This is a genomic window from Ewingella sp. C233 (assembly GCF_055407225.1).
The window spans coordinates 1,221,066-1,235,145 of sequence record NZ_JBUZRI010000001.1 but is presented as its reverse complement, the minus strand read 5'-3'; the positions used below and the strand labels follow the sequence as shown (position 1 = coordinate 1,235,145).

Genomic DNA, 14,080 nt, shown 5'->3' with positions numbered 1-14,080 from the left:
AGAGAATAAGTCACCGTTACGCGGTTTCTTTTCTCTGTCGCCCTCTCTAATATCGTTTTAACCGGCGGAATACCGGCACCAGTCCATGGAAAGTCACCCTCTGGATCACACCGGCAATATGATGTGCTGCTTCGGGCAAACTCACGATGGTACGTAAAATTAAAGTGTCACCAGGGATCGGAACGTCCTCATTGCTCATACAGCACAGTGAGTTACTTACCAGTAATATTTTTGTCGATAAACCCGAACTTATTTTTATTCAGCAGGGTCATTCCCTTATTCGCCACGGTTTGCAGGAAACCCGCGTCAACAGCGGTGAAATGCTGGCGGTAAATAGCGGGCACACCCTGAGTATTACCAACTCCCTGTCAGAAAACGGCGTATTTAGCTGTGCCATCATGAGCTGGGATAGCTCGCTGTTCAGCGATGTGCGTCTGCACGCCTCACCCTTTGATGGGGCATTGAGTAAAGTCGAAGATATCCGGGTCATTCCGCATGTTCCCCCGGCGTTCCAGCAATCGTTTACCGATACCCACCACTCCATGCTGTGGCATAAAAGCCTGCCGCCGACGATTGCGCGTCACCGGATGATTGAACAACTGCTGTGGTTGTCGCAGCTCGGTATCAGTTATTCCCGCCAGCCGATTGAAACCGTAACCCAGCAGGTGCGCGACCTGTTGGTGAATAATCTGCATAAATCGTTTACCGCTGCAGAAGTCGCCGAACAGCTGATGATGAATGAAGTCATGCTGCGCCGCAGACTGGCAACGGAAAACAGCGTGCTGCGCAATCTGATGATCGATGTGCGCATGACTTACGCGCTGCGCCTGCTGCAATGCACCGATCTGGCCATTTCCAATATTGCTCATCAGGTCGGCTATGAGAGCAGTTCGCGGTTTGCAGAGCGTTTCCGCAAACGTTTTGGTTTCGCCCCCACCTCGATTCGCGGTCATTTGCGACCGTTGTAATAACGTTAAATGTGGAGATAAAGATCACCGTGGCGTTATAGAAGGGTTGGCTTATGCATCTCAGTTGTGAACATTGTAAGAATGTGACAAACCGCACGCATTAATTGATTACCAAATGTTAACGCCATACAATGTGCCCTGCTTTTATTTTGCCGGTTCAGGGGTCTGTTGTGCACGTTTGGTGGGAAGTGATTAAAACAATTTATTGGGGTGGTTTAGCCCTTGCTGTCGTTTTCACGCTGTTGATGAGTCGTGGTACGTTCAAAATCCGCTTACTGACCTCAGGGATCATTGGTTTTACCTGGCCAATGAGCTTTCCGGTCGTCCTGCTGTTTTCACTGTTCTAGTCGGCTAAAACCGCAGTAAAAACCCGGCACCTGGGCCGGGCTGTATCTCGTAATATGTCGAAATGCCCTTTATTTGCGGGTCTGGATCCAGAATGCGTGGATAAGACCAGGCAGGTAACCACATAGGGTCAGCACGATGTTCAGCAGGAATTGTAAGCCTAAACCATTGCCGATAAGCACACCCAGCGGAGGGATAAGAATGGTGATTAATACTCTCCAAAAGCCCATAACGCTCTCCTTTTTGATGATTAATTATTTGATGCTTTAGAGAAATTTAGTCAAAAAAGTGTGACCGGACAATCAGACAAATCGTGAAAAGCGTTTTTCGGAAAGAAGTGTGAATGGCAGATACAAAATATAATGCCGATATCTGGGACAATAGTGTGAATAATGAGTGATCCGAAATGGGGCCTTCCTATCAGCTCCGCGTCCTTCACTTTACCGGGATCCCCTATGCCAACTCACAACCCTGAAACACCCCCTAAAAAACGCGACCCGTTCCGCTTCCACCATAAACATTCCCACCTGACCCCAACCTTTGGCGAAAGCTGGTTTGCCCTGAAAGCTGAAGCCTTTGCGCGTTTTTTCGGTACCCCACTTTTTCTGGGTGGGCAAACGGTGATTGTAGCCGTCTGGATTTTCCTTAACGTCGCTGGCATCGTTAAATTTGACGTCTACCCGTTCATTTTACTGAATCTTGCCTTCAGTCTGCAGGCCGCCTATGCCGCACCGCTGATCCTGCTGGCGCAAACCCGTCAGGCTGAGCGGGACAAAGCCCATGCGGATGCCGATGCACAGCACCGTGAAGAGCTGGCCGTGGCCAACGAACAACGTCAGGAAATGGCAGCCCAACATGCAGAGCAGATGATTGAGCTGCTGAAGCAAAATACTGAACTGACCAATATGACCAAGCAACTCACTGAACGCATTGAAACGCTGACCTCGCAAGTGCATAAAAAAATGCTGGAATCCTGATCTCCAAACCGCTCTTTTTGCACGATGTCCGGGGTAAATTCACCCGGATACCGTGCCGCCATAAAGTGATAGCCGTCACACTTCAGCCTTTGTCCCTCCTGAGATTTTTCCCCTGCCCTATAATTTAGAGCAACCGGAAACCTTGCAGCCAGCGGCTCTCCGGCTACTTTGTCCCCCATCATTAAGGAGTAGGAGGAATAATGTCTGAATACCATTATTTGCTTCTTGGCGGGAGTCGCCATGGACAGAAACATGTCGATGAATGCCATCAGTTTTCGCTGTATTTCTGGGGAGATAACCGTCTGGAAAAAGCCCGGGCGGATTCAGAAATTTATGGCGTGCAAAATGAGCGTTACAAGGTCTGCCCGGAAAAATGTGCAGACGGCAACTGGTATCTGGTCGGTTATTGCGGGGTCTGTCCGGAAATTCCGGTGGATGAACTCACCCATTTGGTGATCCACAAGAACGTCAAGCCGATGATGTGAATGAAAAGCGTATCTTACCGTTAAATAACCCCGCCCGTAGCGGGGTTTGTCATTTCAGGAGGCGGGGGAATTAACCGGCCATCCCCTGGATATTCGCGGCGTGAAATTCCACAAAGCCGCCAATTTCAAAATGCCGGTGAGTCGTTGAAACCCGACCGAGGGGTGAGACGCGAAGTATCTCCCCTTCAAACTCGCCGTCCATGATGCGGCGGATAGCAACATCCAACTGATAACTTGCGGGTTCAACACCGACGGGAAAGGTCAGCAGTTTCACTTTATCACCGACCTGAAAGCGCGTAAGCATGGGGAGCGGCGCCTGCTCAAAGATATCCTCGTTCATCATACGTTTCCTTGTTTTTCGGGATGATTAATAAGAGGATAGAACACTTCAACGCCACCTGCCTTAAAGGTAACCAGGAAATCCCATGATTAAGCTGACCCACCAACAGTGCGTGATCCTCACCGGTTTTACCGGCATTTTGCACGGCGAGTTCGAGTGGTTCCACACTGATTTAGAATCCCGTCTGGGCCGCGAAGTTCAGACCTCAGAACTGGGCTACCCCGAGTTTATCGCCGAGTGCAAAGCCCTGTACGAAGAAGATTTTAATGCGCTGATGCCGGAGTAAGTTTTCCTACACCTGCATATTCATCACTTCCTGATAGGCCGCTACCAGCTTGTTGCGTACCTGAATACCCAGTTGCAGCGAGATGCCTGATTTTTGCATATCAACCATCACATCATTGAGGCCGACACCGGGAACGCCCAGTTCGAACTTTTGCGCCTGCAATTTGGCGGTGTTTTGCGTCTCACTGATTTTGCCCAACGCCGCTTTCATTTCACTGGCAAAGCCCGCTTCCTGTAAAGGTTCTACCGGTTGCTTCATCCCCGCCTGCAACGCCGTGGCCTGTAATTGCTGCAAAACACTCTCAATGCCTTGAATTGCCATAAATTCCTCAGTTTTAGCTGCTGTAACGCATTCGACATAAATCAAAATCCCACTCACAGGCCGACACCCTATCACATAGGATTTACCCTAAACGCCCTAATTGACCGCAAAAACCATGGCTTATCGGCCCATTAACTTTGCATAAGGAGGCAAATAATGGCTTACCTGAAAAATCAGGTTTCTCTTGTGTTGCCTGAGAGGAACGAAAAAAAATTTAATGCCTGTTGAGATCACCCCGACAGGTTTGCGCATCTGGGAGTCCGTTTTGTTACGACACGATCGGTTACGACACAATACGAATATCGCCGTTCAACCGCTGAACAGGGATTTGCTATGAGTTCCGCATTAGCCGGCGCTGACACTTCTGAAAACGGAATGACTGCGTTTATTAATCGACTGCGTGCTAATCCGAAAATACCTCTTGCCATCGCCGCTGCGGCCGCACTGGCGATTGTCGTTGTGATGATGTTGTGGGCCAAAGCGCCAACCTATCGCGTACTGTTTAGCAATCTCAATGATAAAGACGGTGGTGCGATCGTTACACAGCTGACGCAGATGAACATTCCGTATCAGTTCTCTGATAACGGCGGTGCCATTCTGATCCCTGCTGATAAAGTCTATGAAACCCGTCTGAAACTGGCTTCTGCCGGTCTGCCGAAAGGTGGTGCAGTCGGTTTTGAACTGATGGATCAGGAGAAGTTCGGTATCAGTCAGTTCAGCGAACAGATCAACTACCAGCGCGCACTGGAAGGTGAACTCTCCCGCACGATTGAAACCCTGGGACCGGTACAAACGGCCCGCGTTCATCTGGCTATCCCGAAACCTTCCCTGTTTGTCCGTGAGCAGAAAAACCCGTCGGCGTCTGTGACCCTGAATTTGCAATCGGGCCGCGCGTTGGATGACGGCCAGATCAATGCCATCGTTTATATGGTATCGAGCAGCGTCTCCGGCCTGCCTCCTGCCAACGTGACCGTAGTCGACCAGAGCGGTCATCTGCTGACCCAGTCAGACAACAACGGGCGTGACCTGAATGCCGCACAGCTGAAATACGCCAACGAAGTTGAAGGCCGCCTGCAACGCCGTATCGAAGCCATCCTTCAGCCGGTAGTCGGTAACGGCAACGTGCATGCGCAAATCACCGCGCAGATTGACTACGCCGTCCGCGAGCAGACTGACGAAAATTACCAGCCAAACGGTTCAGCGGATAAAGCCGCTGTGCGTTCCCGCCAACTGAGCACTAACGACCAGATGGGCGGTTCAGGCATTGGCGGCGTACCGGGCGCGCTGAGCAACCAGCCAACCGCTCCGGCGACGGCGCCGATCACTAACGCGACGGCCAACGTCAACAACCCTAACGCTGCGGCCGGTCAGCAAAACACCGCACAGAATAATGCGGCAAGCCGTACGACAGCCCCGAGCGGTCCGAGCAGCAACCGTCGCGATGAAACCACTAACTACGAGCTGGATCGCACCATTACCCATACCCAGCACAGCGCCGGTGGCGTACAGCGTCTGTCGGCCGCGGTAGTGGTTAACTATCAGCCGGGCGTGGACGGTAAATCCAAACCACTGACCGATGAACAGCTTAAGCAGGTTGACTCACTGGTGCGCGAAGCGATGGGCTTCTCTGCCGAACGCGGTGACACGCTGAACGTGGTAAACACGCCATTTAATGAAACGGTTGATGACGCCACTGCCCAGCCATTCTGGAAGTCCCCTGCCTTCTTTGACCAGTTGCTGAATGCCGGTCGCTGGTTGCTGGTGCTGATTGTTGCCTGGCTGTTGTGGCGCAAAATGGTTCGCCCTCTGTTGCAAAAACAGCAGGCTGACCGCGATGCCGTGGCCGCTGCCAATGTGGCTGCTTCTGCGCCGCCATCCGACGGCAGCCCGATAGTCAAACTCTCCAATGACGAGCTGGCGAAGCGTAAACGTTCACAACAACGTGTCAGTGTCGAAGTGCAGACCCAACGTGTTCAGGAGCTGGCCGATAAAGATCCTCGTATCGTCGCCCTGGTTATCCGCCAATGGATGAGTACCGAACAACCATGACAATGACTGGAACTGAGAAAAGCGCCATCCTGATGGTCACGCTGGGTGAAGACCGCGCGGTGGAGGTGTTCAAGCACCTCAACCCACGCGAAGTTCAGCAAATCAGCGCCGCGATGGCCAACATCCATCAAATCTCCAATAAACAGCTGAGCGAAGTGCTGGGCGAATTTGAAGATGAGTCCGAGCAGTACGCAGCGCTGAGCGTCAACACCAGCGAGTACCTGCGTTCGGTGCTGACCAAAGCGCTCGGCGAAGAGCGTGCGGCCAGCCTGCTGGAAGACATTCTCGAGTCGCGCGAAACCACCAGCGGCATGGAAACGCTCAACTTTATGGAACCGGTGATTGCCGCTGATCTTATCCGCGACGAACATCCGCAGATCATCGCCACCATCCTCGTTCACCTCAAACGCGGTCAGGCTGCCGATATTCTGGCCCTGTTCGACGAGCGTCAGCGCAACGATGTGATGCTGCGTATCGCCACCTTTGGCGGTGTCCAGCCAGCGGCACTGGCAGAGCTGACCGAAGTGCTCAACAACCTGCTCGACGGCCAAAACCTCAAGCGCGCGAAGATGGGCGGTGTTCGTACTGCCGCGGAGATCATCAACCTGATGAAAACCCAGCAGGAAGAAGCGGTTATCGAAGCCATGCGCGGTTACGACGGCGAACTGGCACAGAAAATTATCGACGAGATGTTCCTGTTCGAAAATCTGGTGGATGTCGACGACCGCAGTATCCAGCGCCTGTTGCAGGAAATCGAAGGCGAAGCGCTGCTTATTGCACTGAAAGGGGCCGACGCGCCGCTGCGCGAGAAGTTCCTGCGCAACATGTCGCAACGCGCTGCCGATATTCTGCGCGACGACCTGGCAAACCGCGGTCCGATGCGTATGTCTCTGGTGGAAAACGAACAGAAAGCCATCCTGCAAACCGTTCGTCGTCTGGCCGAATCTGGCGAAATGATGATTGGTGGAGGCGAGGATTCCTATGTCTGATGCCCTGACGCCACAAGATAAACCGGCTGAGCCAAAGAAAAGCACCGCCGAGAAGAAGGCCGAAATGCTCAACGCCCTGCCATGGCAGCCGTGGAAGCTCAATGACCTGAATACACCGACCTATAAGACGCCAATAGAACCGCTGTTTCCTGAAGATGAGGTCGAAAGCCAAGACGATCTTCCTCAGGAGCAGGTTGACCACAACGAACTGGTTCGTTTGCAAATGCAGGCGCAGCAACAGGGTCATAAAGAAGGCTATGACGCCGGTCAGCAACAGGGTTATCAGGCTGGTTTTCAAGCCGGTCAGGAAGCCGGACAGTTGCAGGGCGTGCAGGAAGCTCAGCAACAGCAGGCCGTACTGACGGAACACTGGCAGCATATGGTGACCGATTTCCAGCAAACGCTGGATGCGCTGGACAGCGTGATCGCCTCACGTCTGATGCAGATGGCATTGACTGCCGCCAAGCAGGTGCTCGGACAGCCGCCGATTTGTGACGGCTCTGCTCTGCTTAACCAGATTCAGCAGCTCATTTCGCAGGAGCCGATGTTCAAAGGCAAACCGCAGCTGCGCGTTAACCCGGCCGATTTTGAACGGGTTGAGCAGCAACTGGGCGTCACATTAAGCCTGCACGGCTGGCGTCTGCTGGCTGACAACCAGATCCACGCGGGCGGTTGTAAAGTCAGCGCGGAAGATGGCGACATGGACGCCTCGCTGGCGACCCGCTGGCACGAACTGTGCCGCCTTGCAGCACCGGGTGATCTCTGATGACCGCCCGTCTCAGCCGCCTGCTTAAAACGCTCGATGATGCCGAAAAACGCATGGAGCGCACGCCTGCGCTGCGCCGTTACGGCCGCCTGACCCGCGCAACCGGGTTGGTACTTGAAGCCACCGGCCTGCAATTGCCGCTCGGCGCCACCTGTCTGATTGAACGCCATGACGGCAACAACGTGCAGGAAGTGGAAAGTGAAGTCGTCGGGTTTAACGGCCAGCATCTGTTTTTAATGCCGCTCGAAGAAGTGGAAGGTGTGCTGCCTGGCGCCCGCGTGTATGCGCGCATCTCGCCGGAAGGTCATACCGCCAGCAAACAATTGCCCCTAGGCCCGCAATTACTGGGCCGCGTGCTCGACGGCAGCGCTAAACCGCTCGATGGCCTGCCGCCGCCGGATACCGGTTATCGCGCGGCGCTTATCACGCCGCCCTTTAACCCGCTGCAACGTACGCCTATCACCGACGTACTTGACGTCGGCGTGCGCGCCATCAACGCCCTGCTGACCGTCGGTCGCGGCCAGCGTATGGGTCTGTTCGCCGGTTCGGGCGTCGGTAAATCCGTCCTGCTCGGCATGATGGCACGCTACACGCAGGCTGATGTGATTGTGGTTGGACTGATCGGTGAACGTGGCCGTGAAGTAAAAGATTTCATCGAAAACATTCTGGGTGACGAAGGTCGCGCCCGCGCGGTGGTGATCGCCGCGCCCGCTGACGTCTCGCCGCTGCTGCGTATGCAGGGTGCCGCTTACGCCACGCGCATTGCCGAAGATTTCCGCGACCGCGGTCAGCATGTGTTGCTGATCATGGACTCCCTGACCCGCTACGCCATGGCCCAGCGTGAGATCGCGCTGGCTATCGGTGAGCCACCGGCCACCAAAGGCTACCCGCCTTCCGTGTTTGCCAAACTGCCCGCACTGGTTGAACGCGCCGGTAACGGTATCAGCGGCGGCGGTTCGATCACCGCTTTCTATACCGTACTGACCGAAGGCGACGACCAGCAGGACCCGATTGCCGACTCCGCCCGCGCCATTCTCGACGGCCACGTGGTGCTGTCGCGCCGTTTAGCGGAGTCCGGACACTATCCGGCCATTGATATCGAAGCCTCAATCAGCCGTGCCATGACGTCGCTGATTGATGACGCCCAATACAGCCGCGTGCGTGATTTTAAACAATTGCTGTCAAGCTATCAGCGCAACCGCGATCTGGTCAGCGTGGGCGCCTATGCCGCAGGCAGCGATCCGCTGCTCGACCGTGCTATCCGGCTTTACCCGCAAATGGAAGATTTTTTGCAGCAGGACATCATGGAGCGCAGCGCCTATGAAGACGCCTGTCTGCAACTGAAAATGATGTTACCCAGTTAATTATCTGAGGACTGTATATGGAAAGCTCATCACCATTAGTCACTCTTTGTTCGCTGGCCCAAAAGGCGCTGGATCAGGCCACCAATCATCTGGGCCAGATCCGGCAGTCGCACAATCAGGCACAGGAACAGCTGTCGATGTTACTCAATTATCAGAACGAGTACCGGCAGAAGCTCAATACCACCATGACGGCCGGGATCGCTGCGAACACCTGGCAAAACTACCAGCAGTTTATTACCACGCTGGAAGTGGCTATCGACCAGCACCGCCAGCAGTTGTTGCAGTGGAACCAGCGTCTGGATGCCGCCGTTAACCAGTGGCAGGATAAACAGCAACGCCTCAATGCCTATCAGACACTGCAAAGCCGGGCCAGCGAGCAGCAACGCCAGCAGGAAAACCGGCTTGATCAGAAACAGACGGATGAGTTCGCCCAGCGCGGCACACACAGGAAAAAACAGTGATGAATATGAATATCGTGCCCGCTGCCGTGACGTCAGCCAAACCCGCAGCCACCAGCAATAAAACAGCCAGTGCCACCGACAGCAGCGCCCTGTCCGACACAGAGAGCGCGGCTTCGGGCGATTTTGCCACTCAGCTGGAAGCCCAGCTCGGTGCCAAAACCGGTGTGCCGACTGGCCAGCTGGCAAAACAACTGAGCAGTAAAGACCCGGCCATCGATAACAACACGCTGGCACAGGCCATTAACGCCGGTGCTAAAGCGGGTACGCTGTCGCTGCTCGACCAGACCCAACTTAAGCAGGTGATGACTGCCGTTCAGAACCTGCCAGACAGCAGTCTGAAAACGGCCGACCTCAACGTACTGAAAAATCTTATCAGCGGCGACAAAGATGACGCCATTGATGGCAAAGCTGAAGACACCAGCGCCCTGCCGGTGCAGGCGCTGTTCGCCATGCTGGCTGCCCAACCGGTCCAGCAACCGGTTACCGCCGCCGCGGTTCAGGGCGCCACGCTGACCCAGACGGGCGACAGCAAGGAGAAATCGGCCCTGCTGCAAAGCCTGAGCGGTGATGCTAAATCACTGCTTGCCAGGGATGATAAAACGGCTGACCACAAAACTGCCGTGACCGACAGCAAGTCCGCCGTCAGCCCCCCGGCGGTCAGCAGCAAAAACAGCAATGCTTCCGACTTTACTACTGCACTGGCGGCGATGACTGCCGCGACCGGCACCGCCCTGCAACCGGACAGCCAGCAGAAAAGCAGTGACAACGGCAGCCTGATGCAGACGCTGACTCAGGTGAACAGCGCAGCGATGGCAGCCCCGGCAACCGCCGTTTCCAGTACGCCGATCACCACGTCGCTGGTCACTGCCCCTAGCGTTCCCCAACTGAACGCCCAGCTCGGCAGCCCGGAGTGGCAGCAACAGTTAGGCCAGCAGGTGATGATGTTCAACCGTCAGGGACTGCAGACAGCGGAACTGCGATTGCATCCGCAGGATCTGGGCTCAATTCAAATCAGCATGAAGATTGAAGACGGTCAGGCGCAGATGCACTTTGTCTCAGGCCACAGCGGCGTGCGTGCGGCGCTGGAAGCAGCGATGCCTCAGTTGCGTACTTCGCTGGCCGACAGTGGTATTAACCTCACCCAGAGCAACGTTGCCAGCGATACTTCACAGTGGCAGCAGGGTTCGCAACAATCCGGCCAGCAGTCAGGTTCGTCACAAGGTAATGCCGCCAGCTGGGCTGCGTTTAACGACACCGGCGCGGTCTCTGCCAGCGATGCCCTGCCGGTTCCAGCCTCGCTTCAGCAATTGGCTAACGGTAAAAGCGGTGTCGATATTTTCGCCTGACCTTAAGCGAAATATTCTTAAGCCGTGATCTGCGTGCATTTACCCCGCCTATTCCGACTATTGAAAGCCGGGATACGCGGGATAATCCTCAACAGAAGTTAAATTAACAGGAATTTTTTTCACCCATGTCTGACTCTGCTATTTCGACCAAGCGTAAAAGTAAACGCCCGATGCTGATTATTCTGCTGGTTCTGGTGGCCCTTGCCGCCTGCGCCGCAGCTGGCTACGCATGGTGGATGTTGCATAATCAGCCTGCCGCACCGGGCACGGCTCAGGTAAAAAAAGAGATCCCTCCGGCTCCGCCGATCTTCCTGGCGCTTGACACCTTTACCGTGAATCTGCAAAACGCCGATAACAACCCCGATCGTGTGCTGTACATCGGTCTGACCCTGCGCCTCCCGGATGAGAAAAACCGCGCGGCGCTGAGTGAGTATCTGCCTGAAGTCCGCAGCCGTTTACTGATGCTGTTGTCGCGCCAGAAAAGCGATGACTTAGTGAGCGAGAGCGGCAAACAGCAACTGATCGCTGAAATCAAACAAGTTCTGACGACTCCTTTTGTCAAAGGTCAGCCTAACCTGCTGATCAGCGACGTGCTTTTCACCGCTTTCATACTGCGATAATCAAATTATGGCCGACAGCATTCTTTCACAGGCGGAAATTGACGCGCTGCTTAACGGCGACAGCGACAATGCGCAGGAGGTCGACACCACCGCGGGTAAAACTGACGACGGTGTAAAACCTTTTGACCCCACCACCCAGCGACGCGTGGTTCGTGAGCGGTTGCAGGCGCTGGAAATTATTAACGAGCGCTTCGCCCGTCACTTCCGCATGGGTTTGTTCAACCTGTTGCGCCGCAGCCCGGACATCACCGTCGGCCCGATTAAAATCCAGCCGTACCATGATTTTGCCCGCAACCTGCCGGTGCCAACCAACCTGAACGTGATCCACCTGAAACCGCTGCGCGGTTCGGCGCTGTTTGTGTTTGCGCCAAGTCTGGTGTTTATCGCCGTGGATAACCTGTTTGGCGGAGACGGTCGTTTCCCGACGAAAGTCGAAGGCCGCGAGTTTACGCATACCGAACAGCGCGTGATTAAACGTATGCTGACGCTGGCGCTCGACGCCTACGAAGATGCGTGGAGCGCAGTGTACAAACTCAGCGTGGAGTACGTCCGCGCCGAGTTGCAGGTGAAGTTCACCAATATTACGTCGTCGCCGAATGACATCGTGGTGACGACGCCGTTCCATGTGGAAATTGGCGCACTGAGCGGCGATTTCAACATCTGTATTCCGTTTAGCATGATTGAGCCGATACGTGAACTGCTGACCAACCCACCAGTTGAGAACTCGCGTAACGAAGAGAGCCAGTGGCGCGAAAATTTGGTACATCAGGTCAAGCACTCCCAGCTTGAACTGGTGGCAAACTTTGTCGATATTCCGCTGCGCTTGTCGCAAATCCTCAAGCTGCAACCCGGTGACGTTCTGCCGATTGAGAAACCGGACCGTCTGATTGCGCACGTCGACGGCGTTCCGGTACTGACCAGTAAATATGGCACCCTCAACGATCAGTACGCCCTTCGCGTTGAACATTTGATTAACCCAATTTTGAATTCCCTGGATGAGGAACAGCCCCATGAGTGACACCAATAAACCGTCTGACAGCGGATCAGAAAACGTTGACGATTTATGGGCTGATGCCTTTAACGAACAGCAGGCGGCAGGCGGCAATGAAAAAGCGTCCACCGACGGCGTGTTCGCTGCGCTGGGCGCCCAGGAAGGCAGCGGCAGTCTGCAAGATATCGATATGATCCTCGATATCCCCGTCAAACTGACCGTTGAATTAGGCCGTACCAAAATGACCATCAAAGAGCTGCTGCGTCTGTCGCAGGGTTCCGTGGTGGCGCTGGACGGGCTGGCGGGTGAACCGCTGGATATCCTGATCAACGGCTATCTGATTGCTCAGGGTGAAGTGGTCGTCGTGGCCGATAAATACGGCGTACGCATTACCGATATCATCACGCCATCCGAACGTATGCGTCGTCTGAGCCGTTAATGAGCAACACTGCCGCAAATCCGGATTCCCCCTACCTGACGCCGTCGGTGCCACATGCTGCCGTGCAGCAGGCCGCCCCGGCGATGCCCACCAGTACGGTACTGACGCAGGTCAGCAGCGTGCTGGGCGGTATTTTGCTGCTGATTTTGTTTATCGGCTGGGTTGCCAAACGTACCGGTTTTGCGCCGCAGTCCAGGAATAACAAGCTGCTGAAAGTGACGGCCAGCTGTCAGGTGGGTCGCGGTGAAAAAGTGGTCGTGGTGGAAGTGGGCAGTGATGACGCGAATAAGGCCTGGCTGGTGCTCGGTGTGACCTCTCACCAAATCACCCCGCTGCATACGCTGAGCGCACCGCCCGCGCTGATGATCACGGATGACGTGACAACGTCACTTAAACCGGTTGACTTCGGTCAGTTGTTGAAGAAAGTCTTAAAACGTCCGGGAAACAAGGCATGAGCTCGCTGAAATCTTCTTTGCGCTGGCTGTTGCCGGTGCTGCTACTGGCCAGCCCTGCGGCTTTCGCGCAACTTCCGGGTATCATCAGCCAGCAGCTGTCCAACGGCACCCAGAGCTGGTCTTTGCCGGTACAGACGCTGGTGTTTATCACCACGCTGACGTTACTGCCCGCGATGCTGCTGATGTGTACCAGCTTTACCCGCATCATTATTGTGCTCGGGCTGTTGCGAAATGCGCTCGGTACGCCGTCCGCACCGCCGAACCAGGTCATGCTCGGTCTGGCGCTGTTCCTGACCTTTTTCGTGATGTCACCGGTGTTCGATAAAATCTACACCGATGCCTATCAACCCTTCAGTGAAGATAAGATCAGTATGCAGGTGGCGATGGACAAAGGTGCAGAGCCGTTGCGCCAGTTCATGTTGCGCCAGACCCGCGAAAGCGATCTGGCCCTGTACGCCCGTTTAGCCAATTTGCCGCCGCTGGCGGGTCCGGAAGCGGTGCCGATGCGCATTCTGTTGCCGGCCTACGTCACCAGCGAACTGAAAACCGCCTTCCAGATCGGCTTCACTGTTTTTATTCCTTTTATGATCATCGATCTGGTGGTCGCCAGCGTGCTGATGGCATTAGGGATGATGATGGTCCCGCCCGCCACCATCTCACTGCCCTTTAAGCTGATGCTGTTTGTCTTAGTCGATGGTTGGCAGCTCCTGCTCGGTTCGCTGGCGCAAAGCTTCTACAGTTAAAAATTTTTCGCGCTCGACCGCACGAATCGATGGTTCTACCTTCGTGTCGACTTGATGGGCGTCAGCATCGCAGCCAGTTTGAAAACGGCCAGCGCGGAGGAACCGGAGCGTACATAAGTACGTGAGGATTCCGAG

Annotated in this window: 19 protein-coding genes; 16 read left to right on the top strand and 3 right to left on the bottom strand. The window is 54.9% G+C overall.

Features of this window, described 5'->3' with window-relative positions:
* The first annotated feature begins 146 nt into the window (after positions 1-146).
* On the top strand, positions 147-968 hold the full coding sequence (locus ACZRKO_RS05685; RefSeq protein WP_463736252.1) for a helix-turn-helix transcriptional regulator: 822 nt from the start codon (positions 147-149) through the stop codon (positions 966-968).
* Between the two features lie 170 nt (positions 969-1,138).
* Positions 1,139-1,315 carry a GhoT/OrtT family toxin gene (locus ACZRKO_RS05680; protein WP_463736251.1) on the top strand — a complete coding sequence of 59 codons (177 nt, stop codon included), beginning with the start codon at positions 1,139-1,141 and terminating at the stop codon, positions 1,313-1,315.
* 69 nt (positions 1,316-1,384) lie between these two features.
* Here ACZRKO_RS05680 and ACZRKO_RS05675 read toward each other — a convergent pair whose 3' ends face one another.
* The gene (locus tag ACZRKO_RS05675) at positions 1,385-1,543 is read right to left on the bottom strand and encodes a YqaE/Pmp3 family membrane protein (RefSeq protein ID WP_463736250.1); all 159 of its coding nucleotides are present in this window, start codon (positions 1,541-1,543) and stop codon (positions 1,385-1,387) included.
* A gap of 225 nt (positions 1,544-1,768) precedes the next feature.
* Here ACZRKO_RS05675 and ACZRKO_RS05670 point away from each other — a divergent pair, with 225 nt between their 5' ends.
* Entirely contained in the window at positions 1,769-2,290 is a 522-nt protein-coding gene (locus tag ACZRKO_RS05670) for a DUF1003 domain-containing protein (protein ID WP_463736249.1), read from the top strand.
* A gap of 200 nt (positions 2,291-2,490) precedes the next feature.
* A complete protein-coding gene (locus tag ACZRKO_RS05665) occupies positions 2,491-2,775 on the top strand; it encodes a hypothetical protein (RefSeq protein WP_463736248.1) in 285 nt (94 codons plus the stop codon).
* 70 nt (positions 2,776-2,845) lie between these two features.
* Here ACZRKO_RS05665 and ACZRKO_RS05660 read toward each other — a convergent pair whose 3' ends face one another.
* Complete coding sequence (locus ACZRKO_RS05660; protein WP_463736247.1) at positions 2,846-3,118, bottom strand: hypothetical protein; 273 nt, start codon at positions 3,116-3,118, stop codon at positions 2,846-2,848.
* 82 nt (positions 3,119-3,200) lie between these two features.
* Between ACZRKO_RS05660 and ACZRKO_RS05655 the strand changes: the two genes are divergently transcribed.
* Positions 3,201-3,401, top strand: coding sequence for a DUF7736 domain-containing protein (locus ACZRKO_RS05655; protein ID WP_463736246.1), 201 nt, complete (start codon positions 3,201-3,203; stop codon positions 3,399-3,401).
* A 6-nt stretch (positions 3,402-3,407) separates the two neighbouring features.
* Here the strand turns inward: ACZRKO_RS05655 and fliE are convergent, their stop codons facing one another.
* The gene (gene fliE / locus ACZRKO_RS05650; protein ID WP_463736245.1) at positions 3,408-3,722 is read right to left on the bottom strand and encodes a flagellar hook-basal body complex protein FliE; all 315 of its coding nucleotides are present in this window, start codon (positions 3,720-3,722) and stop codon (positions 3,408-3,410) included.
* Positions 3,723-4,055: 333 nt separating this feature from the next.
* On the opposite strand from fliE, the gene fliF reads away from it, so the two are divergent.
* From fliF to fliP, 11 genes are all read left to right on the top strand, one after another.
* Positions 4,056-5,771, top strand: coding sequence for a flagellar basal-body MS-ring/collar protein FliF (gene fliF, locus ACZRKO_RS05645; protein WP_463736244.1), 1,716 nt, complete (start codon positions 4,056-4,058; stop codon positions 5,769-5,771).
* Positions 5,768-6,760 (top strand): flagellar motor switch protein FliG, encoded by a 993-nt coding sequence (gene fliG, locus ACZRKO_RS05640; RefSeq protein WP_463736243.1) that lies wholly within the window; start codon positions 5,768-5,770, stop codon positions 6,758-6,760. Before fliF ends, fliG begins: the two co-directional genes overlap by 4 nt.
* Positions 6,753-7,526: a flagellar assembly protein FliH gene (gene fliH, locus ACZRKO_RS05635; protein WP_463736242.1), complete on the top strand. Its 774-nt coding sequence runs from the start codon at positions 6,753-6,755 to the stop codon at positions 7,524-7,526. Before fliG ends, fliH begins: the two co-directional genes overlap by 8 nt.
* Positions 7,526-8,890 carry a flagellar protein export ATPase FliI gene (gene fliI / locus ACZRKO_RS05630; protein ID WP_463736241.1) on the top strand — a complete coding sequence of 455 codons (1,365 nt, stop codon included), beginning with the start codon at positions 7,526-7,528 and terminating at the stop codon, positions 8,888-8,890. The genes fliH and fliI overlap by 1 nt, the downstream gene beginning before the upstream one ends.
* A gap of 17 nt (positions 8,891-8,907) precedes the next feature.
* Positions 8,908-9,351: a flagellar export protein FliJ gene (fliJ, locus tag ACZRKO_RS05625; RefSeq protein ID WP_463736240.1), complete on the top strand. Its 444-nt coding sequence runs from the start codon at positions 8,908-8,910 to the stop codon at positions 9,349-9,351.
* Entirely contained in the window at positions 9,351-10,697 is a 1,347-nt protein-coding gene (locus tag ACZRKO_RS05620; protein WP_463736239.1) for a flagellar hook-length control protein FliK, read from the top strand. Before fliJ ends, ACZRKO_RS05620 begins: the two co-directional genes overlap by 1 nt.
* A 125-nt stretch (positions 10,698-10,822) precedes the next feature.
* Entirely contained in the window at positions 10,823-11,317 is a 495-nt protein-coding gene (gene fliL, locus ACZRKO_RS05615) for a flagellar basal body-associated protein FliL (RefSeq protein WP_463736238.1), read from the top strand.
* 7 nt (positions 11,318-11,324) lie between these two features.
* Positions 11,325-12,335, top strand: a complete 1,011-nt coding sequence (fliM, locus tag ACZRKO_RS05610) for a flagellar motor switch protein FliM (protein ID WP_463736237.1) — start codon at positions 11,325-11,327, stop codon at positions 12,333-12,335.
* Positions 12,328-12,747 carry a flagellar motor switch protein FliN gene (fliN, locus tag ACZRKO_RS05605; protein ID WP_463736236.1) on the top strand — a complete coding sequence of 140 codons (420 nt, stop codon included), beginning with the start codon at positions 12,328-12,330 and terminating at the stop codon, positions 12,745-12,747. The genes fliM and fliN overlap by 8 nt, the downstream gene beginning before the upstream one ends.
* Complete coding sequence (gene fliO, locus ACZRKO_RS05600) at positions 12,747-13,202, top strand: flagellar biosynthetic protein FliO (protein ID WP_463736235.1); 456 nt, start codon at positions 12,747-12,749, stop codon at positions 13,200-13,202. Before fliN ends, fliO begins: the two co-directional genes overlap by 1 nt.
* A complete protein-coding gene (fliP, locus tag ACZRKO_RS05595; RefSeq protein ID WP_463736234.1) occupies positions 13,199-13,945 on the top strand; it encodes a flagellar type III secretion system pore protein FliP in 747 nt (248 codons plus the stop codon). Before fliO ends, fliP begins: the two co-directional genes overlap by 4 nt.
* Positions 13,946-14,080 lie beyond the last annotated feature (135 nt).

Coding starts and splice junctions, on each gene's coding strand:
- fliI (WP_463736241.1), top strand. CDS start 7,526: ATGACCGCCCGTCTCAGCCGCCTGCTTAAAACGCTCGATGATGCCGAA.
- fliM (WP_463736237.1), top strand. CDS start 11,325: ATGGCCGACAGCATTCTTTCACAGGCGGAAATTGACGCGCTGCTTAAC.
- ACZRKO_RS05655 (WP_463736246.1), top strand. CDS start 3,201: ATGATTAAGCTGACCCACCAACAGTGCGTGATCCTCACCGGTTTTACC.
- fliL (WP_463736238.1), top strand. CDS start 10,823: ATGTCTGACTCTGCTATTTCGACCAAGCGTAAAAGTAAACGCCCGATG.
- fliP (WP_463736234.1), top strand. CDS start 13,199: ATGAGCTCGCTGAAATCTTCTTTGCGCTGGCTGTTGCCGGTGCTGCTA.
- fliN (WP_463736236.1), top strand. CDS start 12,328: ATGAGTGACACCAATAAACCGTCTGACAGCGGATCAGAAAACGTTGAC.
- ACZRKO_RS05620 (WP_463736239.1), top strand. CDS start 9,351: ATGAATATGAATATCGTGCCCGCTGCCGTGACGTCAGCCAAACCCGCA.
- fliH (WP_463736242.1), top strand. CDS start 6,753: ATGTCTGATGCCCTGACGCCACAAGATAAACCGGCTGAGCCAAAGAAA.
- ACZRKO_RS05665 (WP_463736248.1), top strand. CDS start 2,491: ATGTCTGAATACCATTATTTGCTTCTTGGCGGGAGTCGCCATGGACAG.
- fliE (WP_463736245.1), bottom strand. CDS start 3,722: ATGGCAATTCAAGGCATTGAGAGTGTTTTGCAGCAATTACAGGCCACG.
- fliG (WP_463736243.1), top strand. CDS start 5,768: ATGACAATGACTGGAACTGAGAAAAGCGCCATCCTGATGGTCACGCTG.
- ACZRKO_RS05670 (WP_463736249.1), top strand. CDS start 1,769: ATGCCAACTCACAACCCTGAAACACCCCCTAAAAAACGCGACCCGTTC.
- ACZRKO_RS05660 (WP_463736247.1), bottom strand. CDS start 3,118: ATGATGAACGAGGATATCTTTGAGCAGGCGCCGCTCCCCATGCTTACG.
- fliF (WP_463736244.1), top strand. CDS start 4,056: ATGAGTTCCGCATTAGCCGGCGCTGACACTTCTGAAAACGGAATGACT.
- ACZRKO_RS05685 (WP_463736252.1), top strand. CDS start 147: ATGGTACGTAAAATTAAAGTGTCACCAGGGATCGGAACGTCCTCATTG.
- ACZRKO_RS05675 (WP_463736250.1), bottom strand. CDS start 1,543: ATGGGCTTTTGGAGAGTATTAATCACCATTCTTATCCCTCCGCTGGGT.
- fliO (WP_463736235.1), top strand. CDS start 12,747: ATGAGCAACACTGCCGCAAATCCGGATTCCCCCTACCTGACGCCGTCG.
- fliJ (WP_463736240.1), top strand. CDS start 8,908: ATGGAAAGCTCATCACCATTAGTCACTCTTTGTTCGCTGGCCCAAAAG.